This is a genomic window from Pseudomonas sp. yb_9 (assembly GCF_043103635.1).
In the GTDB taxonomy this organism is placed as follows: Bacteria; Pseudomonadota; Gammaproteobacteria; order Pseudomonadales; family Pseudomonadaceae; genus Aquipseudomonas; species Aquipseudomonas monteilii.
The window spans coordinates 240,215-264,819 of sequence record NZ_JBICKA010000006.1 but is presented as its reverse complement, the minus strand read 5'-3'; the positions used below and the strand labels follow the sequence as shown (position 1 = coordinate 264,819).

Here is a 24,605-nt window from a genome sequence, read left to right as displayed (position 1 = left end):
TTTCTTTCTCCAGTATTGGCAGGCGGGGGCCGGTGTCGCCGGCCCTGCCCTGCCCTTGAGCTCAAAATCTTTTATCAAACGATGATGGACCGGCCGCCGGGGCTTCCAGCGCACCGCTCCACCGCTAATTTGTTGTTCTGCCACCTGTGCAGGCAGCTGCCCAGCAGGGCTGCGAAAGTTATGGACGATGGCGCGCAGCCAGCCGTCACATCTGCCATCACGCCTGTTTAACGGCCCGCATGAACGCCTCGATCTTCGCGGCATCCTTGATGCCCTTGGCCTGCTCGACGCCACCGCTGACATCCACCGCGTAAGGCCGCACCTCGGCAATGGCCTGGCCGACGTTATCGGCCGACAGCCCGCCCGCCAGGATGATCGGTTTGCTCAGGCGCTCCGGCACCAGAGACCAGTCGAACGCCTCTCCGGTTCCCCCCGGCACTCCCGCCACGTAGGTATCCAGCAAAATGCCGCGCGCGCCCGCGTACTGCTGGCAGGCCGCCTCCAGGTCGTCCCCCGGACGAACACGCAGGGCCTTGATCCAGGGGCGGTGGTAGCCTTCGCAGTCCTGTGGCGTTTCGTCGCCGTGGAACTGTAGCAGGTCCAGCGGAACCACTTCGAGGATCTCGTTCAGCTCGCAACGCGAGGCGTTGACGAACAACCCGACCGTGGTCACGAACGGTGGCAGTTCTGCAATGATCGCACGCGCCTGGCGCACGTCCACGGCGCGAGGGCTCTTGGCATAGAAGACGAAACCGATGGCATCGGCCCCCGCTTCGGCAGCGGCCAGTGCGTCTTCGATACGGGTGATCCCACAGATCTTGCTGCGAACATTGCTCATGGACAGCGAACCCTGGTTATTCCGGTGAAAGGCCGGATGTTAGCAAATGACTTTTCGCCCGTCAGTCTGCCAACGCCTCATAGCCGGTCAAAAAGTGTGGACCGATGTAACGCTGGGGCAGTGCATATTCCTCGGGGTACTCGACCTGCACCAGGTACAGCCCGTATGGATGGGCCGTGACCCCGGCTTCACGGCGGTCGCGCCCTTCCAGCACTTCACGCGCCCAGGTAACGGGGCGCTCGCCGGCACCGATGGCCATCAACACACCGGCAATGTTGCGCACCATGTGGTGCAGGAACGCGGTGGCGCGCACGTCCAGCACAATCATCTGGCCATGGCGGGTAACGCGCAGGTGGTAGATGTGCTTGACCGGCGACTTGGCCTGGCACTGGCTGGCGCGGAAGGCACTGAAGTCGTGAGTGCCGAGCAGGAACTGCGCAGCCTCGGCCATGCGCTCGACATCCAGCGGGCGGTGGTTCCAGGTGACTTCCTCGGCCAGGTGCGCCGGGCGGATCGGGTCGTTGTAGATGACGTAGCGATAACGCCGGGCACAAGCCTTGAAGCGTGCATGGAAATCGGCCGGCATCGGCCGCGACCAGACCACACTGATGTCGTGCGGCAAGTTGAAGTTGGTGCCCATGGTCCAGGCGCGCTCGTCGCGCACAGCGCGGGTGTCGAAGTGCACGATCTGCCCGCAGCCGTGGACACCGGCGTCGGTACGCCCGGCGCAGATCACCGAAATCGGCTCGTTCGCGACTTTGGACAATGCTTGCTCCAGGGCCTGCTGGACACTTGGCACGCCGCTGGCCTGGCGCTGCCAGCCGCGGTAGCGCGCGCCTTTGTATTCGACGCCCAGGGCGATGCGGGAGTAGCCTTCGGCCGCGGATTCGGTGGTGGCGGTGTCGATAATGTCCAAGCGTTTGAAACCTGTGGGGTGTACGGAATGGCGGGGAGTATAACGACAACGGCAGCCGTGTAGGGCTGCCGTTGATGTGCACTTCATTTGAGGACGATATCAAACCAGGCGAGAGAGCATGTCCTCGGCTTCCTGGCGCTGACCGTCGTCGCCGTCCTTGACCACTTCATCAAGGATGTCGCGCGCACCCTGGCTGTCGCCCATGTCGATGTAGGCGCGGGCCAGGTCGAGCTTGGTGGCCACTTCGTCACTGCCGGAGAAGAAGTCGAAGTCCAGGTCGTCCAGTGGCGGCTCGGGATCCGGCTGCGCAACCGCGTCTTCTGCAGTGAAATGCGGCTCCAGAGAGGGCGATTCCAGGCTCTGCGACAGCTTGTCCAACTCGGCGTTGACGTCGTCGAGCTCCGAGGCAAAGCGCTTGGCCGCCGGCGAATCATCTTCCAGCGACAACGACAGGTCAAAGTCCGACGGTAGGTCGAAATCGGAGACTGGTTCGAATGCCGGCTCACTGTCGAAGGCAGCCAGTTCGGCGGCAACATCCACCGGGGCCGCTTCAACGGCATCTGGCGCGGCCGGGGCAACCGGCTCACTGACATCAAGGTCGAAGTCAGACAGGTCCACGGCTGGCTGCGGCTCGGCCTGGTCCAGCATGGCCTCGAAATCGGCGTCAGCGTCGGCTTGCAGTTCGGCATCTACGGCAAACGGCGGTTCTTCTGGCTGAGCCTCTTCAAACGCAGGCTCATCCAGCACAGGCTCGGCAATGACCAACTCGTCAGGTACTGGCTCCTGCTGCACGGACTCGTCCAGCAGCGGCGCGGCCAGCGGGTCTTCTTCGGGCAGGTCTTCACCCAGGCTCAAGTCGAAGGCACTGTCCAGATCCTGCTCATCGAGGCCATGCGCTTCCAGGCCCGACACATCAAGGGTCGGCACATCATCGAAGGCATCCAGCTCGGTTTCTGGCTCGAACACGGCTTCAGGCTCCGCTTGCGCGACGACCTCTGGCTCAGCCTCCACTTGCGGCTCGAATTCAGGCACTTCTTCAGGCACCACGTCGGCAACCACTGGTGCCTCGGCCTCATCGTGCAGCAACTCCTGCACGTACTGCTCATCCATCTCGGCAGCCAGTGCCGCCGCGCCCAGCCCGGCAGCGGCCAGGCCAAGCATGGCGGGGTAACGTTCTTTCAACCCGGCGACTTCGGCAATGTTCTGCTCGCTGGCCGGCAGCTTGCGCTCCTGCTCGGCGAACGCGCTCTGGTCACCCTGGCGGGCGTACACGTCCATCAGCTTCAGGCGCAGGTCGTCACGTTCCGGCGCACCAGCCACGGCGGGCTCAAGCAGGTCAGTAGCGCGGTTCAGGCGGCCTTCGGCCAGGCATTGGTCAACCTCCGCCAACAGCGCGGCATGCGGGTCGGCTTGCGGCTCAGCTTCCGGCGCCGACTCGGCAGAAGGCTCAGCCACTTTTTCCGCAGCAACGGCAGCGGCGGCTGAAGCGGCGACCACGGCTGGCGACAGGATAACGCTCGGCTCCGAAACTTCGACACCATCGAGGCTCTCGGTATCGGTGTCGAAGCCTGTGCCCTGCTCTTCCTCCAGCGCCCGTGCCATACGCAGGTGCTTTTCAGCTTCTTGCTGGGCTTTACGCTTGCGCGCCAGCAGCCACAGCAGCAGTGCCAGCACCAGCAGGCTGGAACCGGCAATTATCCCGATCAGCCATGGGTTGCCCAGGATCTGGTCGAGCGCGCCATTCGGCTGCCCGACAGGCGCAGGCTTGGCTGCCGGCACCGGCTTGGGCGCGGTATCGACGGCAGCCGGTGCGGGCTTAGCCGCCGGCTGGGCAGTTGCCGCCGGCTGAGCCGGCTTGGCGGCAGCGGCAGCCGTAGCCGGCGCTGCCACACCCTGGGCCTGAAGGCGGGCCAACTGGTCATTCTTCAGGTCGATCAGACGCTGCAGCTTGTCCAGCTGGCTCTGCAGGTCGGACATGCGGCTTTTCAGTTCTTCGTTGTCGCGCCGGCTGGTATCCAGGCTTTCCTGGGCCACCGCCAGCTTGTCATTCAACGCCTTGGTCTGACCGGCCTGGTTGCCCGGGCTGACCAGGCGCAAGTTGTCGCCCTGGGCGATGCGCGCCGGCGCAGCCTCGGCGGCACCACGGCGGGTAGCGTCGAGCTGGCGGGCACGCGGCCCCAGGCGCCGGCCTTCACGCCAGGCGGCATACTGCTCGGCCACTTCGCTGTTGGCCTCGCCCTTCGGAATGTTCTGGATCTGCTGCTGGTCGGGCAGGCGCAGTACCTGGCCCACCTTCAGCTGGTTGATGTTGTTGCCGATGAAGGCATCCGGGTTCAGCGCCTGGATTGCGATCATGGTCTGCTGGATCGAGCCACCTTGCGTGTTGCGCGCGGCAATCTGCCACAAGGTGTCGCGGCGCTGGGTGGTGTAGCTGCTGGCACCGGTTGTGGCCGGTGTCACATTGCCTGCAGCCGGCTTGTCGCCCTGGGCCTTGGCCTGGTCAAGCAGCACGCTGTAGTCGCGCAGCAGGCGGCCTTGCGGCCACATCACCTGAACCAGGAACTTGACCACCGGCCCCGGCAGCGGCTGGCTGGAGGTAACCCGCAGCACACTTTTACCGTTGGGGTTGATCACCGGTGTGAAGGTCAGGTCTTCGAGGTAGGTCGGAAACGCCACCCCGGCCTTGCTGAACTCTTCCGGTGGCGCCAGGCTAGGCGCCACTTCGGCGGCTTTGAGGTCGCGCACATCGAGCAATTCGATCTCGGCGTCCAGCGGCTGATTCTGTGCCGACTTCAGGGTCAGCTCCCCCAGGCCCAGCGCATTCGCCATGCCAGACGACAGCGCCGATGCTGCAGCCATGGCCAGAACCAGTTTGCGAATTCGAAGCATGACCTCTTCCCTTGTATGAATCGTCCCGAAACCTGCATGCGGAGCAGGACAAAAGTGCTCGCCAGTATCTTTTACGGCATGTGTTTAATCAACAATTGCGCCACTTGCACGGCATTGAGCGCGGCGCCTTTGCGCACGTTGTCGGTGGTCAGCCAGAGATTGAGCTGCTGGTCTTCATCAACACCGTGACGTACACGACCAACATAGACCACGTCTTGGCCTACTGCGTCACCAACCGGGGTCGGATAATCATCACGTTCCACCCGCTCTACGCTGTCGGCTGCGTCCAGGGCCTGGTTGACCGCTTCAAGGTCGACCGGGCGACGGCTCTGCACGGCCACACTGAAGCTATCGCCGAAAAACACCGGGACTTGAACGCAGCTCACGGAAATCTTCAGCTCAGGCATGCCAAGCAGCACGCGCAACTCGTTGACCAGCCGGCGTTCCAGCGCCGTGTGGCCTTGTTCGTCGGCCGCGCCAACCTGGGCCAGCAGGTTGAAAGCCACCTGGCGGTCGAAGAAGCGCGGCTCCAGCGGCCGGGCATTGAGCAGCTCTGCCGTTTGACGGGCCAGCTCGCTGACCGCCTCACGGCCTTGTGCAGACACCGCCAGCGATGCCATTACCTGCACCCGGTCTATGTCCAGCAGGCCCTTGAGCGGTGCCAGCGCGACAGCCACGGCAACGGCGGCCGAGCACGGACTGACAATGCGTGCCGGCAGCGCCAGGCCAGCCAGCCGTTCGGCGTTGGCTTCGGGTACCAGGGCCAGGGCGTCGTCCAGGCCGCCGGACAGGTCAATGACGGTGCAACCTGCTTGCAGTGCCTTGCCGGCAAAGCTGCGGCTGACTGCGGCACCTGTGGCGAAGAAGGCCAGCTTGACCTGGGCGAAGTCGAAGCTGTCCACCTCGCGCACCTTGAGCTTCTTGCCGGCGAACATCACGCTGCTGCCCGCCGACTCCATGCTGGCCAGCAGGTGCAAGGTGCCGACCGGGAACGCCAGTTCTTCGAGCACCTGTACCAGGGTTTCACCGACGCTGCCGGTGGCGCCGACGACGGCGATATCGAATGTAGGGTTCATTGTTGCAGGCTGCCTCTGGCGAAACGGGAGCGGCACTTTACTCGCATTGCCCGGGCGAGGCCAATATCGCCTGCATCCCTGCACAGTACCTGAGGGGCCGGCTTGACGGCAAACGGCCAATGGCAAAAGCACAAAACCTTCAGGCAAAAAAAACCGCGCTGTTGCGAGCGCGGTTTTCTGCTCAAACCAGAACGATCAACGCTCCAGCAGGATCCGCAGCATGCGGCGCAGCGGTTCTGCCGCACCCCACAGCAGCTGGTCACCCACGGTGAACGCGCCCAGGTACTGCGAACCCATGTTCAGCTTGCGCAGGCGGCCAACCGGGATGTTCAGGGTGCCGGTGACCTTGGTCGGGGTCAGTTCCTGCATGCTGATTTCACGCTGGTTCGGCACCAGCTTCACCCAAGGGTTGTGCTGGCTGATCATGCCTTCGATGTCGGCGATCGGTACGTCTTTGTTCAGCTTGATGGTCAGCGCCTGGCTGTGGCAGCGCATGGCGCCGATGCGCACGCAGATGCCGTCGACCGGGATCGGGCTCTTGAAGCGACCGAGGATCTTGTTGGTTTCGGCCTGGGCCTTCCACTCTTCGCGGCTCTGGCCGTTCGGCAGTTCCTTGTCGATCCACGGGATCAGGCTGCCCGCCAGTGGCACACCGAAGTTCTCGGTCGGGAATGCATCACCGCGCATGGTCTCGGCAACCTTGCGGTCGATATCGAGGATGGCGCTGGCCGGGTTGGCCAGGTCATCGGCCACGGCGGCGTGGGTGGCACCCATCTGCTTGATCAGCTCGCGCATGTTCTGCGCGCCGGCACCCGAGGCTGCCTGGTAGGTCATGGCGCTCATCCATTCCACCAGGCCGGCTTCGAACAGGCCGCCCAGGCCCATCAGCATCAGACTGACGGTGCAGTTGCCGCCGATGTAGTTCTTGGTGCCCGCGTCCAGCTGCTGGTCAATGACCTTGCGGTTGACCGGGTCGAGGATGATGACCGCGTCATCCTGCATGCGCAGGGACGATGCGGCGTCGATCCAGTAACCCTGCCAGCCGGCTTCACGCAGCTTGGGGAAGACCTCGTTGGTGTAGTCGCCGCCCTGGCAGGTCAGGATCACGTCGAGGGTCTTGAGTTCTTCAATCGAATAAGCGTCCTTGAGCGGCGCTGTATCCTTGCCCACGTTCGGGCCCTGGCCGCCAACATTGGAGGTAGTGAAGAACACCGGCTCGATAAGGTCGAAGTCCTGCTCCTCCAGCATCCGCTGCATGAGCACGGAACCGACCATACCGCGCCAACCGATCAGACCTACACGTTTCATCGCAACTACACCTTTGCTAAAAGTGGGCCGCCACCGGAAATTTGGGGTGGCGGGCCAGAGAGATTACAGATTCCGCAGCGCTGCGACTACTGCGTCGCCCATTTCCTGCGTACCAACTTTGCGGCAACCTTGCGAATAGATGTCGCCGGTGCGCAGGCCCTGGTCCAGCACCAGGCTCACGGCCTTCTCGATCGCTTCGGCGGCAGCCGACTGATTGAAGCTGTAACGCAGCATCATCGACACCGACAGAATGGTCGCCAGCGGGTTGGCAATGCCCTGGCCTGCGATGTCCGGCGCCGAGCCGTGGCACGGCTCGTACATACCCTTGTTGTCGGCATCCAGCGACGCCGAAGGCAGCATGCCGATGGAACCGGTGAGCATGGAAGCTTCATCCGACAGAATGTCACCGAACATGTTGTCGGTCACCATCACGTCGAACTGCTTGGGTGCACGCACCAGTTGCATGGCGGCGTTGTCGACGTACATGTGGCTCAGTTCCACATCCGGGTAGTCCTTGGCCACGTCTTCGACCACTTCACGCCACAGCTGGCTGGAAGCCAGTACGTTGGCTTTGTCTACCGAGCACAGCTTCTTGCCACGCACGCGGGCCATGTCGAAGCCGACACGGGCAATGCGGCGCACTTCGCTTTCGCTGTACGGCAGGGTGTCGTAGGCCTGGCGCTCGCCACCTTCCAGCTCGCGCTGGCCACGCGGGGCACCGAAGTAGATGCCGCCGGTCAGCTCACGGACGATGAGGATGTCCAGGCCCGAGACGATTTCCGGCTTCAGCGACGAGGCATCGGCCAGTTGCGGGTAGAGGATGGCCGGGCGCAGGTTGGCGAACAGGCCCAGCTGCGAACGGATTTTCAGCAGGCCACGCTCCGGGCGGATGTCGCGCTCGATCTTGTCCCACTTCGGCCCGCCCACGGCGCCCAGCAGCACGGCATCGGCCTTGCGCGCACGCTCCAGGGTTTCGTCGGCCAGCGGCACGCCGTGCTTGTCGATGGCGGCGCCACCGATCACGTCGTGCTCCAGGCTGAAGCCAAGCTGGAACTTGTCGTTGGCCAGCTCCAGCACCTTGACCGCTTCGGCCATGATTTCCGGGCCGATACCGTCACCTGGGAGAATCAGAATCTGCTTGCTCATGCTTTCCTCTATCCATTCACGCGGTGCGACCAAACGGGCCCCACCGAAAAGTGCTTAACGCTCGGCCCACAGCACCAGCACATCGGTGCTGAACGAGCCATCGGCCTCGATCTGGTAATACTGCCGTACTTCTTCGCCCATGGCTTGCTGCAATTGGCGGATGGCCACGCGCATTGGCTCGGGAGTGCGCATGCGCTCCACCCAGCTGCCGAACTCCAGGCGCAAGGGCTGGCGGGTGTGACTGCGCACATGCAGGCCAGCCTCGCTGACCTGACGCTGCCATTCGGCGGCGGAGTAGTCACGCACATGGCTGGTGTCGCGCAGCACTTCGACCGTTTGCAGGTAGGTGTCGAGCAGCGGGCTGCCCGGTGACATCACATCAATGAACGCTGCCACGCCACCCGGCTTTAGTACCCGGCGCACCTCGCGCAGGGCCAGGCCCAGGTCGCTCCAGTGGTGGGCCGAGTAGCGGCTGAAGACGAATTCGAACGAGGCATCGGCGAACGGCAGGCGTTCGGCGGCACCGCGCTCGGTGGTGATATTGGCCAGGCCGCGCTCGGCGGCGGCGCTGGCGACCACGTCAAGCATGGATTGCGACAGGTCGTAGGCGACCACTTCGCTCACCAGCGGGGCAACGTGAAAACTGACATGACCGGCACCACAGCCCAGGTCCAGCACGCGGGCATTGCCCTGCCCTGCCAGCTCGGCCTGCAGCAGGGCGAATTCACTGCCCTGGGCATGCACGGCACTGCTGAGGTAGGCGCTGGCCTGTTCGCCGAACTGGCGTTGGACCACGTCGGTATGGTTGGTGCTGGTCATGTCTCAATCCTTTTGGATTTGTTTCGCCTGTTCCGGCCCTTTCGCGGGCAAGCCCGCGAAGAGGCCGGTACTGCCATCTACCAATAATCAGGCATCCCGGAACAGCCAAGGCTGCCCGGCACGGTGCTTGCCTTCGAAGGCCTTGATCGCATCGCTGTCCTGCAGGGTCAGGCCGATGTCGTCCAGGCCGTTGAGCAGGCAGTGCTTGCGGAACGCATCGATCTCGAAGTGCAGCACCTTGCCGTCCGGCCGGGTCACCGCCTGCGCTTGCAGGTCGATGGTCAGCTGGTAGCCCGGGTTGGCTTCGACCTGCTTGAACAACTCGTCCACTTCTTCATCGCTGAGGATGATCGGCAGCAAGCCGTTCTTAAAGCTGTTGTTGAAGAAGATGTCGGCAAAACTCGGCGCGATGATGCTGCGGAAACCGTACTCGTCCAACGCCCAAGGGGCGTGCTCACGGCTGGAGCCGCAACCGAAGTTTTCCCGCGCCAGCAGCACGCTGGCACCTTGGTAGCGTTCGTGGTTGAGCACGAACTCCTGGTTCACCGGGCGCTTGCTGTTGTCCTGGTAGGGCTGGCCCACGTCCAGGTAACGCCATTCGTCGAACAGGTTAGGACCAAAGCCGGTGCGCTTGATCGACTTCAAAAACTGCTTGGGGATGATCTGGTCGGTGTCGACGTTGGCACGGTCCAACGGCGCGACGAGGCCAGTGTGCTGGGTAAAGGCTTTCATGCTGCGCTCCCTTGGATCAACTCGCGGACATCGATGAAGTGGCCGGTTACCGCAGCAGCGGCGGCCATGGCCGGGCTGACCAGGTGGGTACGGCCACCGGCGCCCTGACGGCCTTCGAAGTTGCGGTTGGAGGTGGACGCGCAATGCTCGCCGCTCTCCAGGCGGTCAGGGTTCATCGCCAGGCACATCGAGCAGCCTGGTTCACGCCATTCGAAACCGGCTTCGAGGAAGATCTTGTCCAGGCCTTCACGCTCGGCCTGTGCCTTGACCAGGCCCGAACCCGGCACGACGATGGCTTGCTTGACGGTCGCGGCCACCTTGCGGCCCTTGGCGATCTCTGCCGCGGCACGCAGGTCTTCGATACGCGAGTTGGTGCACGAGCCGATGAACACGCGGTCCAGCTGGATGTCGGTGATCGCCTGGTTGGCGGTCAGGCCCATGTACTTCAAGGCGCGCTCGATCGAACCACGCTTGACCAGGTCGGCTTCGGCGGCCGGGTCCGGTACGCGCTGGTCTACGGCCAACACCATCTCGGGCGAGGTGCCCCAGCTGACTTGCGGCTTGATCTGGCTGGCATCCAGCTCGACCACGGTGTCGAACACGGCGTCGTCATCCGACACCAGGTCTTTCCACGATTCGACTGCCTGCTTCCATTGCTCGCCCTTCGGCGCGTACGGGCGGCCTTCGACATAGGCAACGGTGGTGGCGTCGGTCGCCACCAGGCCCACACGGGCACCGGCTTCGATGGACATGTTGCAGATGGTCATGCGGCCTTCCATCGACAACCCACGGATGGCGCTGCCCGCGAACTCCATGGCGTGGCCGTTGCCACCGGCGGTGCCGATCTTGCCGATCACGGCCAGCACGATGTCCTTGGCGGTTACGCCGGCCGGCAATTGGCCTTCCACGCGTACCAGCATGTTCTTCATCTTCTTGGCGACCAGGCACTGGGTGGCGAGCACGTGCTCGACCTCGGAGGTGCCGATGCCATGGGCCAGGGCACCGAAAGCGCCGTGGGTGGAGGTGTGCGAGTCGCCGCAGACCACAGTCATGCCGGGCAAGGTGGCCCCCTGCTCCGGGCTGATGACGTGTACGATGCCCTGGCGCTCGTCGTTCATCTTGAATTCGACGATGCCGTATTCGTCACAGTTTTCGTCGAGGGTCTGCACCTGCAGGCGCGACACCTGGTCGACGATGGCCTCGATACCGCCCTTGCGCTCTGGCGTGGTCGGCACGTTGTGGTCGGGCGTGGCGATGTTGGCGTCGATGCGCCACGGTTTGCGGTTAGCCAGGCGCAGGCCTTCGAAGGCCTGGGGCGACGTCACTTCGTGAATGATGTGGCGGTCGATGTAGATCAAGGACGAGCCGTCATCACGGCGCTTGACCTCATGGGCTTCCCAGAGTTTGTCGTAGAGCGTTTTGCCAGCCATCAGACTGTTCCTCATCAGCGTCTTTCTATGCCAAAGACCCCTTGGCTTGTACGGACGATGCTATGGGGTTAGATTGAATAACTCAAATTCATAATTTTTATCCTTTGCATAACCAAGAGGAATGCAACCCTTGGACCTGGCCAACCTCAGCGCCTTCATCGCCATTGCCGAAACCGGCAGCTTCTCCGGGGCGGCTGAACGCCTGTTCCTGACCCAGCCCGCCATCAGCAAGCGCATCGCCGGGCTGGAGCAGCAGCTGGATGTGCGCCTGTTCGACCGCCTGGGCCGCGAGGTGACCCTGACCGAGGCCGGACGCGCCCTGCTGCCCCGGGCCTACCAGATCCTCAACGTCCTTGATGATACCCGACGTGCGCTGACCAATTTGTCGGGGGAAGTGAGCGGTCGCCTCACCCTGGCCACCAGCCACCACATCGGCCTGCACCGCCTGCCCCCGCTATTACGGGCGTTCACCCGCCAGTACCCGGCCGTGGCGCTGGATATTCAGTTTCTCGATTCAGAACAGGCCTACGACGAGATTCTGCATGGTCGCGCCGAAATCGCCGTGATCACCCTGGCGCCCGAGCCGCATCACTTGGTCAAGGCGGTGCCCGTGTGGGACGACGCCCTGGATTTTGTCGCCGCCCCCGAGCACCCGCTAGCCAACAATGCGGTCGGCCTGGCCGATGTGGCCCGTCACCCGGCGGTTTTCCCCGGCGGCAACACCTTTACCCACCACATCGTCCAGCGCCTGTTCGAAAGCCAGGGCCTCACGCCGAACATCGCCATGAGCACCAACTACCTGGAAACCATCAAGATGATGGTGTCGATCGGCCTGGCCTGGAGCGTGCTGCCGCGCACCATGCTCGACGAACAGGTTGCACCCATCGCTTTGCCCGGCATACAGCTGTCGCGCCAGCTAGGCTACATTTTGCACACCGAGCGTACGCTATCGAACGCGGCCAGGGCATTCATGGCCCTGCTCGACAGCCACGCAGGGTCCGCCTGACCGGCCGTCAGCCAGGTATTTCCGAATCCAAGGACGCGTCATACGCCAAAGGTCTGGTACCGATGCCCAAATCAGCAAACCGCTTTTTGCGCCTGCCGCGTATTTCTGCGGCCGACCCCCAGGAGTCCGAACAGGCCTGGCAGAACGCCCCACAACTGCTGGCCGCGCTGAACGGCGCCCGGTTGGGGGCATGGCTGTGGGATATTGAAAGCGGCCGTGTCAGCTGGTCACGGGGCACCCAGGCCCTGTTCGGCTTCGACCCGCAGCGCCCACTGCCTGCCGATGTCGACTACCTCGACCTGCTGCCCGAAGAAGACCGCGCCCGCACGCGCCAGGTGTTCCAGGCGGTGTTCAACGGCGAGCCGGTGGAACAGGCCATGCGTCATCGCATCCGCTGGCCGGACGGCAGCCTGCACTGGCTGGAGATCAACGGCAGCCTGACCCACGACCCGCATGGCCGGCCGCAGATGATCGGGGTAATCCGCGAAATCACCCGCCAGCGCGAGCGGGAAACCGCCCTGATCAATTCGGAAAAGCGCTTCGCCACGCTGTTCCACCTCAGCCCCAACGCCATTTTGCTCACCCGCCGCCACGACGGCATGATTTTCGAGGTCAACCAGCACTTCGAAGACATGTTCGGCTGGCCTGGCAGCCAGGTGATCGGCAAGACCAGCCTGGAGCTGGGCCTGTGGGTCAACCCCGAACAACGCCACCAGGTGATGGAGTCGACCCGTGCCAACGGCGGCCCGTTGATCATGGAGGTGCAGTTCCGCGCCACCAGCGGCAAGGTGCATGACGGCATCCTCTGCACCCAGGGCATCGAACTGGAAGGCGTGACCTTTCTGATCAGCACCTTCGTCGACACCACCGAGCGCAAGCGCGCCGAGCAGGCCCTGAAGGACAGCCAGGAGCGCCTGGACCTGGCCCTGGATTCGGCGCAGCTGGGCACCTGGGACTGGCATATCCCCAGCGGCATGCTCTACGGCTCCGCCCGGGCCGCGCAGTTGCACGGCCTACCGCCCATCCCCTTTCATGAATCGTTCGATGCTTTTTTCGAGGGGGTACCGGAGCAGGAGCGCAACTCGATGCGCCAGGCCTACCGCAGCCTGCGCGAAGGGCCCGCCGGCAACTACCAGATCACTTACCGGGTGCAACTGGAAAACGGCATTTCGCGCTATATCGAAAGCCGCGCACGCCTGTACCGCGACGAACAAGGCAACCCGCTGCGCATGGCCGGCACCCTGCTCGACATCACCGACCAGGTGGAGCGCGAGCAGCGCCTGAGCGCCTCGGAAGAGAAGTTCGCCAGCCTGTTCCAGGTCAGCCCCGACCCGATCTGCGTCACTCGCCAGGACACCGGTCAGTTCATCGAGATCAACCCGGCGTTCACCCAGACCTTCGGTTGGGGCAGCGAGCAGGTGCTTGGCCGCACCGCAGAGGAAATCGGCCTGTGGGCCGAGTCCATCGAGCGTGCGCAACGCATCGAGCGGGTGATCCGCGAACAGGCCCTGAGCAACGTCGCCGTGGTGGTCAACCACCGCAATGGCGCCCCCCTGACGTGCGTGATTTCCAGCCGCCTGATCACCGTCGATGACCAGCCGTGCAGCGTGACCACCCTGCGCGACATTACCCAGCAGCAACGCGCCGAAGCCGCACTGAAGTCCAGCGAGGAGAAGTTCGCCAAGGCCTTCCACTCCAGCCCCGACGCCATCACCATCACCGAACGCCATAGCGGCCGCTACCTGGAAATCAACGATGGCTTCTGCCGCCTGACGGGTTACAGCGCAGCCGAGGTGGTCGGCCACACGGTGTACGAGATCGGTATCTGGGCGGACGACAAGCAGCGCAGCGCGCTGCTGGCCGAGTTACGCGAGCGCGGCCGCGTGCATCACCGGGAAATGCTCGGGCGCAACAAGCGCGGCGATATCCTTACCGTGGAAGTCTCGGTCGAGCCGATCACCCTCAACGAGGTGGACTGCCTGCTGCTGACCGCCCGTGACGTCAGCCAGCTGAAGAATGCCCAGGCGCAGATTCGCCACCTGGCCTACCACGACCCGCTGACCAACCTGCCCAACCGCGCCCTGCTGATGGACCGCCTGAGCCAGCAGATCGCCCTGCTCAAGCGTCACAACCTGCGCGGCGCCCTGCTGTTCCTCGACCTCGACCACTTCAAGCACATCAACGACTCGCTGGGCCATCCGGTGGGCGACACGGTGCTGAAGATCATCACCGCCCGCCTGGAGGCCAGCGTGCGCCTGGAAGACACCGTGGCGCGGCTGGGGGGCGACGAGTTCGTGGTCCTGCTCAGCGGCCTGGAAGGCAGCCGCGAACAGGTCGAGGAAAAAGTGCGCGAACTGGCCGACACCCTGCGCGAACTACTGGCCGAACCGATGTCGCTGGATGGCCAGCGGCTGCAGGTAACGCCCAGTATCGGCGTGGCGCTGATCCCTGACCACGGCGCTACCCCGGCCGATTTGCTCAAGCGTGCCGACATTGCCCTGTACCGGGCCAAGGACTCCGGGCGCAACACCACCCAGCTGTTCCACACCACCATGCAGAAGGCCGCCAGCGAGCGCTTGCGCATGGAAAACGACCTGCGCCTGGCCTTGGCCCGTGGTGAACTGGCCCTGCACTTCCAGCCCCAGGTGGATGCCCGCGACAACCGCATCGTCGGGGCTGAAGTGCTGCTGCGCTGGCACCACCCGCAACTGGGTCAGCAACCACCCGGGCAGTTCATCCAGGTGCTGGAGGAAAGCGGCCTGATACTGGAAGTTGGCAGCTGGATTCTCGATGAAGCGTGCGATGCTTGCGCACGCATGCTGACCGACGGGCTGATCGACGCGGATGATTTCAGCCTGTGCGTGAACATCAGCCCGCGCCAGTTCCGCCAGAACGATTTTGTCGGCCGGGTACTGCGCAGCCTGGACGACTATCGCCTGCCTCGGCACATGCTAAAGCTGGAAATCACCGAAGGCATCGTGATCCAGAACCTGGAAGACACCATCAGCAAAATGCGCGAACTCAAGCGTTTCGGGGTGAGCTTTGCCATGGATGACTTCGGCACCGGTTATTCCTCACTCACCTACCTCAAGCGCCTGCCGGTGGATGCGCTGAAGATCGACCAGACCTTCGTGCGCGACGCGCCGGTCGACCCCAACGACGCGGAAATCGTGCGCGCCATCGTTGCCATGGCCCGCAGCCTGGACCTGGCCGTGATTGCCGAAGGGGTAGAACTGACCGAACAACTGGAGTTCCTCGAACGGCTGGGCTGCCACTTGTACCAGGGATACCTGCACAGCCGGCCATTGCCGTTGCCAGAGTTTCGGCAGATGTTGCTGGAGGCGCCGGCGGGTTACTGATCCGGCCTGCAAACGCAAGAAGGGCACCCGAGGGTGCCCTTCTTCACTGCGGCGCGATCAATTAAGCGCTGGCTTGTCGCCATTGATCGGGATGCGCTTGGCCTTGGCTTCTTCAGGCACGATGCGCAGCAGGTCGATGCTGAGCAGGCCATTAGCCAGGCCGGCGGCCTTCACTTCGATATGGTCGGCCAGGCGGAACGACAGCTTGAAGGCGCGTTGCGCGATACCCTGGTGCAGGTAGGTCACTTCAGCGGCGCCATTGTCGTGCTTGCCACCGGTCACCGTCAGGACGCCTTTTTCGACTTGCAGGTCGAGGTCCTGCTCCTGGAAACCGGCTGCGGCAACCACGATGCGGTAGTGGTCATCGCCATGCTTTTCCACGTTGTAGGGCGGGTAGCTGCTACCGGCCTCGTTACGTGCCGCAGATTCGAACAGGTCGTTGAAACGGTCGAAACCTACGGAATGGCGGAACAGGGGTGCGAGAGAGAAAGCGGTGGTCATGGTCATAAACTCCTGAGATTCAGCAAGTAAGTCATTACGCGACCCGACTTCGGCATCGCGTACTCAAGAGATATGGTCTGGGGAAATGCTTTCAAGGGGAAAATAGAAAAAATCTGAAATCAGTGCCGCCCTTTTCGCGGGCACGCCCGCTCCCACAGGATCGCCACAGGCCTCAAGACCGGCGCAAGACTTGTGGGACGGGCGTGCCCGCGAAAGAGCCGAATCAGGCAACGCAAGCCTCGAAGGGCGCAGCCTCAACCCCCAGCAACCGGCTGATCCGCGCGCAATCATCCTCCCGCCGCAGCTCGGCAAACAGCACCACCGCCTCGGGATAACTGCGCGTCAGCATCGCCATCCACTGCTTCATCCGCCCCGGCGCATAGCGCGGCGACAGCTTGTGCTGAGCCTGGCGCCAGAACTCACGCAGCAACGGCAGCAAATCGTTCCAGCTCATCGGCTGATAGTCGCGCCCGTCACGCGCGGCCGCAATCTGCAATCCCAGGTCGGGTCGCGACACCAGCCCACGGCCCAGCATGATGTCTTCGGCCCCACTGACCTCCCGGCAACGTCGCCAGTCGTCGACAGTCCAGATCTCGCCATTGGCGAACACCGGCACCTTCACCACATCCTGCACCCGCGCCACCCACTCCCAGTGCGCCGGCGGTTTGTAGCCTTCGACCTTGGTCCGTGCATGCACCACCAGGTGCGCCGAGCCGCCTTCGGCCAGCGCCGTGGCACACTCCAGTGCACCATCAGGGCTGTCGAAGCCCAGGCGCATCTTCGAGGTCACCGGGATATCTGCCGGCACGGCACGGCGCACTTCGCGCACGATGGCGTGCAGCAGTTCCGGCTCTTTGAGCAGCACGGCACCACCCCGCGACTTGTTCACGGTCTTGGCCGGGCAGCCAAAGTTCAGGTCGATCACCGGCGCGCCCAGCTCGCAGGCCAGCGCGGCGTTTTCCGCCAGACATACCGGGTCCGAACCCAGCAACTGCACACGCATGGGCACCCCGGCAGCCGTGCGCGCGCCCTGGCGCAGCTCGGGCGCCAGCTTGTCGAACGAAGAAGGCGGCAGCAGGCGGTCGCACACACGAATGAACTCGGTGACGCACCAGTCGATGCCGCCCACGCGGGTCAGTACGTCGCGCAGGATGTTGTCGACCAGCCCCTCCATGGGGGCCAGGGCAATTTGCATGTCGGGGTCTCGGCGGAAAAAGCCGGCAGTCTAACAAAAATTGCCGGGGTTTCAGGCGCCGATCAGCGCCGGGCCGTAACCGTCAAGGAATTCTGCCGGCATGCGTTTGGGCTTACCGCTGGACAGCTCGATGCAGGCGAAGGTGGTTTGCGCACGCAGCAAGGTCACGCCGTCACGCGGGCGCTTGAGCTGGAAACGGCGGGTCATGCGCAGGCGCTGGTCCCAATCGATGATCCAGGTGGCCAGTTGCAGTTCATCGTCCTCGTAGGCAGCGGCCAGGTAGTCGATTTCGTGACGCACTACCGCCATGGCGCGGTCTAGCCGACGGTATTCGGCCAGGTCCAGGCCCAGGCGCTGGGAGTGGCGCCAGGCGCAGCGCTCCAGCCAGGTGACGTACACCGCGTTATTGGCGTGGCCGAGGCCATCAATATCCTCGCTGCCGACACGCAGGTCGATGACGAAGGGTGTTGCCAGGTCCCAGCTCATGTTCGCTTCCTTGGCGGAAAAAGTGAATTTAGCCGTGACCGGTGAGGGAATGTCCAGCCCTGCTGCCCGTCAGGCGCTTTGACGCGCCGGTGCAGCAGCGCGGGCGAGCAATTCGAGCACTGCCTCACCCAGCCGCGGGTCGGACAGTACACGCTGATGCCCACCCGCCTCCAGCAGCATCAGGCGGCTGTCGAACCACGCTTTATGGATAACCTGAGCCTCATCGGCAGCCACCAAGGCGTCATCAGCGGCATGCACCACCAACCCCGGCAGTTCCAGCTGATAACCCGTCACATCCAACCGCGCAATCTGCATGCCCACATCTCGCTCAATCTGCCGAATGAACGCCGCCCGCGCCCGTGCTGGCAGCCCCAGGCGATGGGCAAAACCACGCAACACACCCAACAGCCGTGCCGGGGCCGCAATGCTGACAGCAGCCTCTGTACGCAGCCCCATCTGCAAGGCCAGCAACACACTGGCACCACCCATGGAATGGCCAATGACCGCACGCAGCGGCGGCAGCTCGGCGGCGGCCTCCAGCAGGGCCCGGGCAAACAGCACCACATTGGCCTGCTCGCCAGGCGAACGCCCATGCCCCGGCCCCTCCAGTGACACCACCGTGTGCCCGGCCTGGACCAAGGTTTCGATCAACGCAGCAAACTGGGTCGGGCGCCCTTCCCAGCCGTGCATCAGCAGCACGGTCGGCCCATTACCCCAGCGCAGGGCCGACAAGCCGAAGCGCAGGGTAATGCGCTCGGCACGGGCCAGCACGGGCAGCTCCCAATCCCGCGGCGGCAAGTTGCGCGGTGTCATGAAGGCACGGCGCATCTTGCCCGCGACATGCTCGGGGGCCAGGCGGCCCAGGGTGCCATTGACACCACGAATCCAGCTCAGGGTAGTCATTGCCATGCTCCAGGGTTAAAGCACCGCCGATTTGGCGGCGCGCAGAATACGGTCTGACAACTCGCTGGTACCCAGGGCGCGGGCCAGGGCCAGGCCACCGACCATCAACGCCAGATCGGCCAAGGCTTTGTCGGCATCCTCGGGGCGATCGACCATGGCAGCGGTCATCAGCTCGATGTGTTCGGCCAATACCTCACGGAAGACTTCCGGCAAGCGCTGCATCTCGCCCAGCGAATTAGGCAGCGGGCAGGCGTGCACTTCGGCATCCCGGTGTTTGCGCGACAGGTAGAAGGCACTGGCCAGCGCACGCCGCCCCGCACCATCGAGACTGGGGTCGATCTGGGCGAGCAAGGCGCGGCGCTCACCCAACAGCTGGCGGAACGCCTCTAGCATCAGCTCGTCCTTGCTGTCGAAGTGGGCATAAAAACCACCGACGGTCAGGCCTGCGGCGCCCATTACCTGGCTAACGCTAGGCTCGGCCGGGCCGTGCTGGATCAGCGCACTGCGTGCGGCTTCCAGGATGCGTTCGCGGGTTTTGCTCTTCTTGTCGCTCATCTGAACATTCGCCGGACAAAATATGATGACCAAAATATTATTCTCATCATATTTTTTGGCAAGCAGAATTTCTTGCCGCCTGTCGGTTGCGAATTTTTCGGGAGAGTGAAAAACAAAAGGCCCATTCAATAATCGAATGAGCCTTAAAGGTCCCGCAAAACGCGGGTAAAAATGGCGTCCCCTAGGGGACTCGAACCCCTGTTACCGCCGTGAAAGGGCGGTGTCCTAGGCCACTAGACGAAGGGGACGTAACCTTCGCGAAGATCCACTTGCGTGAACCCTGGCAGAAATGGTGGAGCTAAGCGGGATCGAACCGCTGACCTCCTGCATGCCATGCAGGCGCTCTCCCAGCTGAGCTATAGCCCCGAAACAAAAGACTCATCAATATACGACGAGCCTTTTTAAGCCCTGCAAAACGCAGGAAAAAGTGGCGTCCCCTAGGGGACTCGAACCCCTGTTACCGCCGTGAAAGGGCGGTGTCCTAGGCCACTAGACGAAGGGGACGTAACCTTCGTGCCGATCCGCTTACGCGAACCGCGGCAAAATTGGTGGAGCTAAGCGGGATCGAACCGCTGACCTCCTGCATGCCATGCAGGCGCTCTCCCAGCTGAGCTATAGCCCCGGATTTCTAGCCTCTCGGCCCAGCGACATCGTGAAACATCGCTTGTGCAAAACTGGCGTCCCCTAGGGGACTCGAACCCCTGTTACCGCCGTGAAAGGGCGGTGTCCTAGGCCACTAGACGAAGGGGACGAACCTTCTTACCTTCAAGACCCGGTTGCTGGACCCGGTCTTGCTCGACAGCCTTGACTGCCAAGCGGAATTTGGTGGAGCTAAGCGGGATCGAACCGCTGACCTCCTGCATGCCATGCAGGCGCTCTCCCAGCTGAGCTATAGCCCCACAATGTCGCTCTGAACAGAATCGCTTGCTGGGTGGCTGGCGTTTCGTTTTCGTTCATCGCTGTGGACGGGGCGCATATTAAGATCGGATTGCAGGGCTGTCAAACTAATTTTTTAAAATAATCAAAAAAATTTTCACAGATAACAATCACTTACCGCCCTGCCCGAGCAAAACCTCGGCATCGAACCCTGTGGGAGCGGGTTTAACCGCGAATGCGGCAGTGCAAGCGCCATCGTATTCGCGGGTGAACCCGCTCCCACAGGTTTCAGCTACAGGCTGGGAAACACTGTCAGGCGATCGAGGCCAGCAGCTTTTCCCACTCTTTGTTTTCTTTCTTCGACACGCCACCCAGCAAGTCCAGGGCCTGGCGCAGGCGGTAGCGGGTCAGGTCCGGGCCAAGGATTTCCATGGCATCCAGTACCGAAACCGAGCTGGCCTGGCCAGTGATGGCGGCGAACATCAGCGGCATGGCGTCACGCAGCTTCAGCTCCAGCGCCTCGACCACGGCCTGGATGCAGCCGGTGATGCGCTCTTTTTCCCACTGACGCAGGCTTTCGAGCTTCCACAGGATCAGCTGAATCACCTGACGCACCTGGTCGGCCGACAGCTTCTTGCTTTCGAACAGCTTGGCATCCAGCTTCAGCGCGCCTTCGAAGAAGAACCCGCCCAGCGGAGCAACCTGGCTGAAGGTTTCGACGCGGCCCTGCACGTGCGGGGCGATCTTCATCATGTAGTCGCTGTTGAATGCCCACTTCTGCAGGCGTGCCGCGAATTCCTCGACCGGCAGCTCGCGCAGCCACTGGCCGTTGAGCCAGGACAGCTTCTCGATGTCGAAGATCGGCCCTCCGAGCGAGATGCGCGACAGGTCGAAGTGTTCGACCATTTCAGCCAGCGAGAACTTCTCGCGCTCGTCCGGCATCGACCAGCCCATGCGGCCCAGGTAGTTGAGCATCGCCTCGGGCATGAAGCCCATGCGCTCGTAGAAGGTGACCGAGGTCGGGTTCTTGCGCTTGGACAGCTTGGATTTGTCCGGGTTACGCAGCAGCGGCATGTAGCACAGCTTTGGCTGTTCCCAGCCGAAGTACTCATACAGCTTGATCAGCTTGGGCGCCGACGGCAGCCACTCTTCGCCACGCAGCACGTGGGTGATGCCCATCAGGTGGTCGTCGACCACGTTGGCCAGGAAGTACGTCGGCAGGCCGTCGTTCTTCATCAGCACCTGCATGTCCATACGGTCCCACGGGATTTCAACATCGCCGCGCAGCATGTCCGGGACCACGCACATGCCTTCGCTCGGCACCTTCATGCGGATCACATGCGGCTCGCCAGCGGCCAGGCGGCGCTCTACTTCCTCGGCGCTCAGCAGCAGTGCGCGACCGTCGTAGCGCGGGGTCTCGCCACGGGCTTGCTGCTCGGCACGCATCTGGTCCAGCTCTTCAGCGGTACAGAAGCAGTAGAAGGCGTGACCGGCGTCGACCAGTTCCTTGGCGTACTTGGCGTAGATCTCGCCACGCTCGCTCTGCCGGTACGGGCCGTGCGGGCCGCCGACGTCCGGGCCTTCGTTCCATTCGATGCCGAGCCAGCGCAGGGCGTCGAAGATCTGCTGTTCCGACTCGCGCGTGGAGCGCAGCTGGTCGGTGTCTTCGATGCGCAGGATGAACTCACCGCCGTGCTGCTTGGCAAAGCAGTAGTTGAACAGGGCGATGTAGGCAGTGCCGACATGGGGGTCGCCGGTAGGCGATGGCGCGATACGCGTGCGTACGGTGGTCATGGAAGGTCTCGAACGAAAGATGAAACAAAGGCGGGATGTTAGCAGGAGGCAGGCACCGGGCTCCAGCAATGGCGCGAACGTCACTTGTCGACAGACCCTGTGGCGCTGTTAAATTTATTTACATTTCTGGAACGATAGTCCCCATGCCCGCCCAACTCAAACGCCGCCTGCTGGTCTTTTTCACCCTCGTGGCCCTCATCGCCCTCGCCTTCCTGGCCCACTGGTACTTCAAAGGCCGCTTCTACGAGAGCACTGACAACGCCTACGTGCAGGGCGAAATCACGCGCATTTCCAGCCAGCTGGGCGCCCGCATCGACACGGTGCCGGTCGAGGACAACCAGCACGTCAACAAGGGCGACCTGCTGGTGCGCCTGGAAGCCGACGACTTCGAGCTGGCGGTTGAGCGCGCCCACGCCGCCCTCGCCACCCGCGAAGCCGAGTACGCACAGGCGCAAAGCCGCCTGACCCAGCAAGGCAGCCTGATTGCTGCCGGCCAGGCCCAGGTGGCGGCCAACCAGGCCACTTTCGACCGTTCACGGCTGGACCTGAGCCGCGCCGAGAAGCTGCGCAAGCCTGGCTTTGTATCCGAAGAACGGGTCACCACCCTGTCGGCAGACAGCCACGTCGCCGGCTCCCAGGTCGACAAGGCCCGCGCCGACCTGCAAAGCCAGCGCCAGCAAGTCAACGCGCTGAACGCCGACCTCAAACGCCTCGATGCGCAAATCGCCAATGCCCGCGCCGACCTGGCCCAGGCTGAGCTGAACCTGACCCGCTGCGAGATCCGCGCACCGATCAGCGGCACCATCGGCCAGCGCAATGCGCGCAATGGGCAGGTGGTGCAGGCCGGCGCCTACCTGCTGTCGATCGTGCCAGACGAAGACATCTGGGTGCAGGCCAACTTCAAGGAAACGCAGATTGGCCACATGCAGCCCGGCCAGCGCGCTGAACTGCTGTTCGACAGCTACCCGACACGCCCATCGAAGGCCGGGTCGACAGCCTGTTCGCCGCGTCGGGCGCGCAATTCAGCCTGCTGCCGCCCGACAACGCCACCGGCAACTTCACCAAGGTGGTGCAGCGCATCCCGGTAAAACTCACCTTCCGCGCCGACAACCCACTGCACGGGCGCATCCGCCCCGGCATGTCGGTAACCGCCACCGTCGACCTGCGCAGCGAAAACGAAGGCCACGATGGCCGGTGATCAACTGCTCAGGCCTACAGCCGAGCCCACCCGACGCGACTGGATCGCAGTGATGAGCGTGATGCTCGGCGCCTTCATGGCGGTGCTCGACATCCAGATCACCAACTCGTCGCTCAAAGACATCCAGGGGGCACTGTCGGCCACGCTGGAAGAAGGGTCATGGATTTCCACCTCCTACCTGGTGGCGGAAATCATCATGATCCCGCTGACCGCCTGGCTGGTGCAGCTATTGTCCGCCCGTCGCCTGGCGGTGTGGGTATCCGCAGGCTTCCTGCTGTCGTCACTGCTGTGCTCGATGGCCTGGAACCTGGAGAGCATGATCCTGTTCCGGGCCCTGCAAGGCTTTACTGGCGGCGCGCTGATCCCACTGGCCTTCACCCTGACCCTGATCAAACTGCCTGAGCACCACCGCGCCAAAGGCATGGCCATGTTTGCCATGACGGCCACCTTCGCCCCCTCCATCGGCCCCACGCTGGGTGGTTGGCTGACTGAAAACTGGGGCTGGGAGTACATCTTCTACATCAACATCCCACCGGGGCTGGTGATGATCGCCGGCCTGCTGTACGGGCTGGAAAAGAAGGAAGCGCACTGGGAACTGCTGAAAAGCACCGATTACGCCGGCATCGTCACCCTGGGCCTGGGGCTGGGTTGCCTACAGGTGTTTCTGGAGGAAGGCCACCGCAAGGACTGGCTGGAATCGCACCTTATCGTGGGCCTGGGCAGCATCGCCCTGGTCAGCCTGATCACCTTCGTCATCCTGCAGTTTTCCAAGCCACACCCGCTGATCAACCTGCGCATCCTGGGCAACCGCAATTTCGGCCTGTCGAGCATTGCCAGCCTGGGCATGGGCGTGGGGCTGTACGGGTCGATCTACCTGTTGCCGCTGTACCTGGCGCAGGTGCAGGGCTACAACGCCTTGCAGATTGGTGAAGTGATCATGTGGATGGGCGTACCGCAGCTGTTCCTGATTCCGCTGGTGCCGCAATTGATGAAGGTGGTGTCACCCAAGGTGCTGTGCGCGCTGGGGTTCTGCCTGTTCGGTGCGGCCAGTTTCGGCTCGGGGGTGCTCAACCCGGATTTTGCCGGGCCGCAGTTCAACCATATCCAGATCATCCGCGCCTTGGGCCAACCGATGATCATGGTGACCATTTCGCTGATTGCCACGGCCTACATCCAGCCGCAGGATGCCGGGTCGGCTTCGAGCCTGTTCAATATCCTGCGCAATCTGGGCGGAGCGATTGGTATCGCCTTGCTGGCCACCCTGCTGGATGCGCGGACCAAGGTGTACTTCGATTACCTGCGGGAGGCGGTAGTGCCGAGCAACCCGCAGGTGGCAGAGCGGCTGGCGCAACTGGCCGAAAGGCTGGGGAATGACAATGCGGCGCTGGGGAAGCTGAGCGAGATTACCCACCAGCAGGCGTTGATCATGGCATACAACGATGCGTTCCACTTTGTCGGGATCGGGTTGGCGGTGAGCATGGTGGCGGTGTTGCTGACCCGGAAGTTGCCGGCGGGGTTGAAGGCTGGGGAGGCCCATTGATTTAGTTGTTGCCTGTACTGGCCTCTTCGCGGGTAAAC

18 protein-coding genes, 6 tRNA genes and 1 pseudogene are annotated in these 24,605 nt (G+C 63.2%); 4 read left to right on the top strand and 21 right to left on the bottom strand.

What is annotated here, in order from left to right; translation table 11 throughout:
• Positions 1–217: 217 nt before the first annotated feature.
• From ACF8MI_RS01520 to leuC, 9 genes are all read right to left on the bottom strand, one after another.
• Positions 218–838 carry a phosphoribosylanthranilate isomerase gene (locus ACF8MI_RS01520; RefSeq protein WP_200929185.1) on the bottom strand — a complete coding sequence of 207 codons (621 nt, stop codon included), beginning with the start codon at positions 836–838 and terminating at the stop codon, positions 218–220.
• 61 nt (positions 839–899) lie between these two features.
• The gene (truA, locus tag ACF8MI_RS01515; RefSeq protein ID WP_060498781.1) at positions 900–1,754 is read right to left on the bottom strand and encodes a tRNA pseudouridine(38-40) synthase TruA; all 855 of its coding nucleotides are present in this window, start codon (positions 1,752–1,754) and stop codon (positions 900–902) included.
• Positions 1,755–1,853: 99 nt separating this feature from the next.
• A complete protein-coding gene (locus tag ACF8MI_RS01510) occupies positions 1,854–4,643 on the bottom strand; it encodes a FimV/HubP family polar landmark protein (RefSeq protein WP_060498780.1) in 2,790 nt (929 codons plus the stop codon).
• A gap of 71 nt (positions 4,644–4,714) precedes the next feature.
• The gene (locus ACF8MI_RS01505; protein WP_060498779.1) at positions 4,715–5,719 is read right to left on the bottom strand and encodes an aspartate-semialdehyde dehydrogenase; all 1,005 of its coding nucleotides are present in this window, start codon (positions 5,717–5,719) and stop codon (positions 4,715–4,717) included.
• Between the two features lie 195 nt (positions 5,720–5,914).
• Positions 5,915–7,027, bottom strand: a complete 1,113-nt coding sequence (gene asd / locus ACF8MI_RS01500) for an aspartate-semialdehyde dehydrogenase (RefSeq protein ID WP_060498778.1) — start codon at positions 7,025–7,027, stop codon at positions 5,915–5,917.
• Positions 7,028–7,090: 63 nt separating this feature from the next.
• On the bottom strand, positions 7,091–8,173 hold the full coding sequence (gene leuB / locus ACF8MI_RS01495; RefSeq protein WP_104835290.1) for a 3-isopropylmalate dehydrogenase: 1,083 nt from the start codon (positions 8,171–8,173) through the stop codon (positions 7,091–7,093).
• A 54-nt stretch (positions 8,174–8,227) separates the two neighbouring features.
• The gene (locus tag ACF8MI_RS01490; RefSeq protein WP_060498774.1) at positions 8,228–8,992 is read right to left on the bottom strand and encodes a class I SAM-dependent methyltransferase; all 765 of its coding nucleotides are present in this window, start codon (positions 8,990–8,992) and stop codon (positions 8,228–8,230) included.
• An 87-nt stretch (positions 8,993–9,079) separates the two neighbouring features.
• A complete protein-coding gene (gene leuD / locus ACF8MI_RS01485; RefSeq protein ID WP_104835291.1) occupies positions 9,080–9,724 on the bottom strand; it encodes a 3-isopropylmalate dehydratase small subunit in 645 nt (214 codons plus the stop codon).
• Positions 9,721–11,154 (bottom strand): 3-isopropylmalate dehydratase large subunit, encoded by a 1,434-nt coding sequence (gene leuC, locus ACF8MI_RS01480; RefSeq protein WP_060498772.1) that lies wholly within the window; start codon positions 11,152–11,154, stop codon positions 9,721–9,723. Before leuC ends, leuD begins: the two co-directional genes overlap by 4 nt.
• A gap of 130 nt (positions 11,155–11,284) precedes the next feature.
• On the opposite strand from leuC, the gene ACF8MI_RS01475 reads away from it, so the two are divergent.
• A complete protein-coding gene (locus tag ACF8MI_RS01475; RefSeq protein ID WP_060498777.1) occupies positions 11,285–12,160 on the top strand; it encodes a LysR family transcriptional regulator in 876 nt (291 codons plus the stop codon).
• A gap of 62 nt (positions 12,161–12,222) precedes the next feature.
• Positions 12,223–15,519: a PAS domain S-box protein gene (locus tag ACF8MI_RS01470; RefSeq protein ID WP_104835292.1), complete on the top strand. Its 3,297-nt coding sequence runs from the start codon at positions 12,223–12,225 to the stop codon at positions 15,517–15,519.
• A gap of 57 nt (positions 15,520–15,576) precedes the next feature.
• Here ACF8MI_RS01470 and ACF8MI_RS01465 read toward each other — a convergent pair whose 3' ends face one another.
• The 12 genes from ACF8MI_RS01465 to gltX all read right to left on the bottom strand — a co-directional run bounded on the left by ACF8MI_RS01465 (position 15,577) and on the right by gltX (position 21,829).
• On the bottom strand, positions 15,577–16,020 hold the full coding sequence (locus tag ACF8MI_RS01465) for an Hsp20 family protein (RefSeq protein ID WP_060498770.1): 444 nt from the start codon (positions 16,018–16,020) through the stop codon (positions 15,577–15,579).
• 223 nt (positions 16,021–16,243) lie between these two features.
• Complete coding sequence (locus tag ACF8MI_RS01460) at positions 16,244–17,215, bottom strand: tRNA-dihydrouridine synthase (RefSeq protein WP_060498769.1); 972 nt, start codon at positions 17,213–17,215, stop codon at positions 16,244–16,246.
• A 51-nt stretch (positions 17,216–17,266) separates the two neighbouring features.
• On the bottom strand, positions 17,267–17,701 hold the full coding sequence (locus ACF8MI_RS01455) for a thioesterase family protein (RefSeq protein WP_015269427.1): 435 nt from the start codon (positions 17,699–17,701) through the stop codon (positions 17,267–17,269).
• 69 nt (positions 17,702–17,770) lie between these two features.
• Entirely contained in the window at positions 17,771–18,604 is an 834-nt protein-coding gene (locus ACF8MI_RS01450; protein ID WP_060498768.1) for an alpha/beta hydrolase, read from the bottom strand.
• A 15-nt stretch (positions 18,605–18,619) separates the two neighbouring features.
• Positions 18,620–19,159 carry a TetR/AcrR family transcriptional regulator gene (locus ACF8MI_RS01445; RefSeq protein WP_016715158.1) on the bottom strand — a complete coding sequence of 180 codons (540 nt, stop codon included), beginning with the start codon at positions 19,157–19,159 and terminating at the stop codon, positions 18,620–18,622.
• Positions 19,160–19,331: 172 nt separating this feature from the next.
• Positions 19,332–19,407 (bottom strand) — tRNA-Glu (locus tag ACF8MI_RS01440).
• A gap of 42 nt (positions 19,408–19,449) precedes the next feature.
• Positions 19,450–19,525: transfer RNA gene (locus ACF8MI_RS01435), tRNA-Ala, on the bottom strand.
• A gap of 62 nt (positions 19,526–19,587) precedes the next feature.
• A tRNA-Glu gene (locus tag ACF8MI_RS01430) sits at positions 19,588–19,663 on the bottom strand.
• 42 nt (positions 19,664–19,705) lie between these two features.
• Positions 19,706–19,781 (bottom strand) — tRNA-Ala (locus ACF8MI_RS01425).
• Between the two features lie 53 nt (positions 19,782–19,834).
• Positions 19,835–19,910 (bottom strand) — tRNA-Glu (locus tag ACF8MI_RS01420).
• A 72-nt stretch (positions 19,911–19,982) separates the two neighbouring features.
• Positions 19,983–20,058, bottom strand: a tRNA-Ala gene (locus ACF8MI_RS01415).
• A 289-nt stretch (positions 20,059–20,347) separates the two neighbouring features.
• Positions 20,348–21,829 (bottom strand): glutamate--tRNA ligase, encoded by a 1,482-nt coding sequence (gene gltX, locus ACF8MI_RS01410; protein WP_060498767.1) that lies wholly within the window; start codon positions 21,827–21,829, stop codon positions 20,348–20,350.
• Between the two features lie 143 nt (positions 21,830–21,972).
• Here gltX and ACF8MI_RS01405 point away from each other — a divergent pair.
• Together ACF8MI_RS01405 and ACF8MI_RS01400 are read left to right on the top strand one after the other, a co-directional pair.
• Positions 21,973–23,027 (top strand): annotated as a pseudogene (locus ACF8MI_RS01405) (HlyD family secretion protein).
• Between the two features lie 49 nt (positions 23,028–23,076).
• On the top strand, positions 23,077–24,567 hold the full coding sequence (locus ACF8MI_RS01400; RefSeq protein WP_177337100.1) for an MDR family MFS transporter: 1,491 nt from the start codon (positions 23,077–23,079) through the stop codon (positions 24,565–24,567).
• The last annotated feature ends 38 nt before the right edge of the window (positions 24,568–24,605 follow it).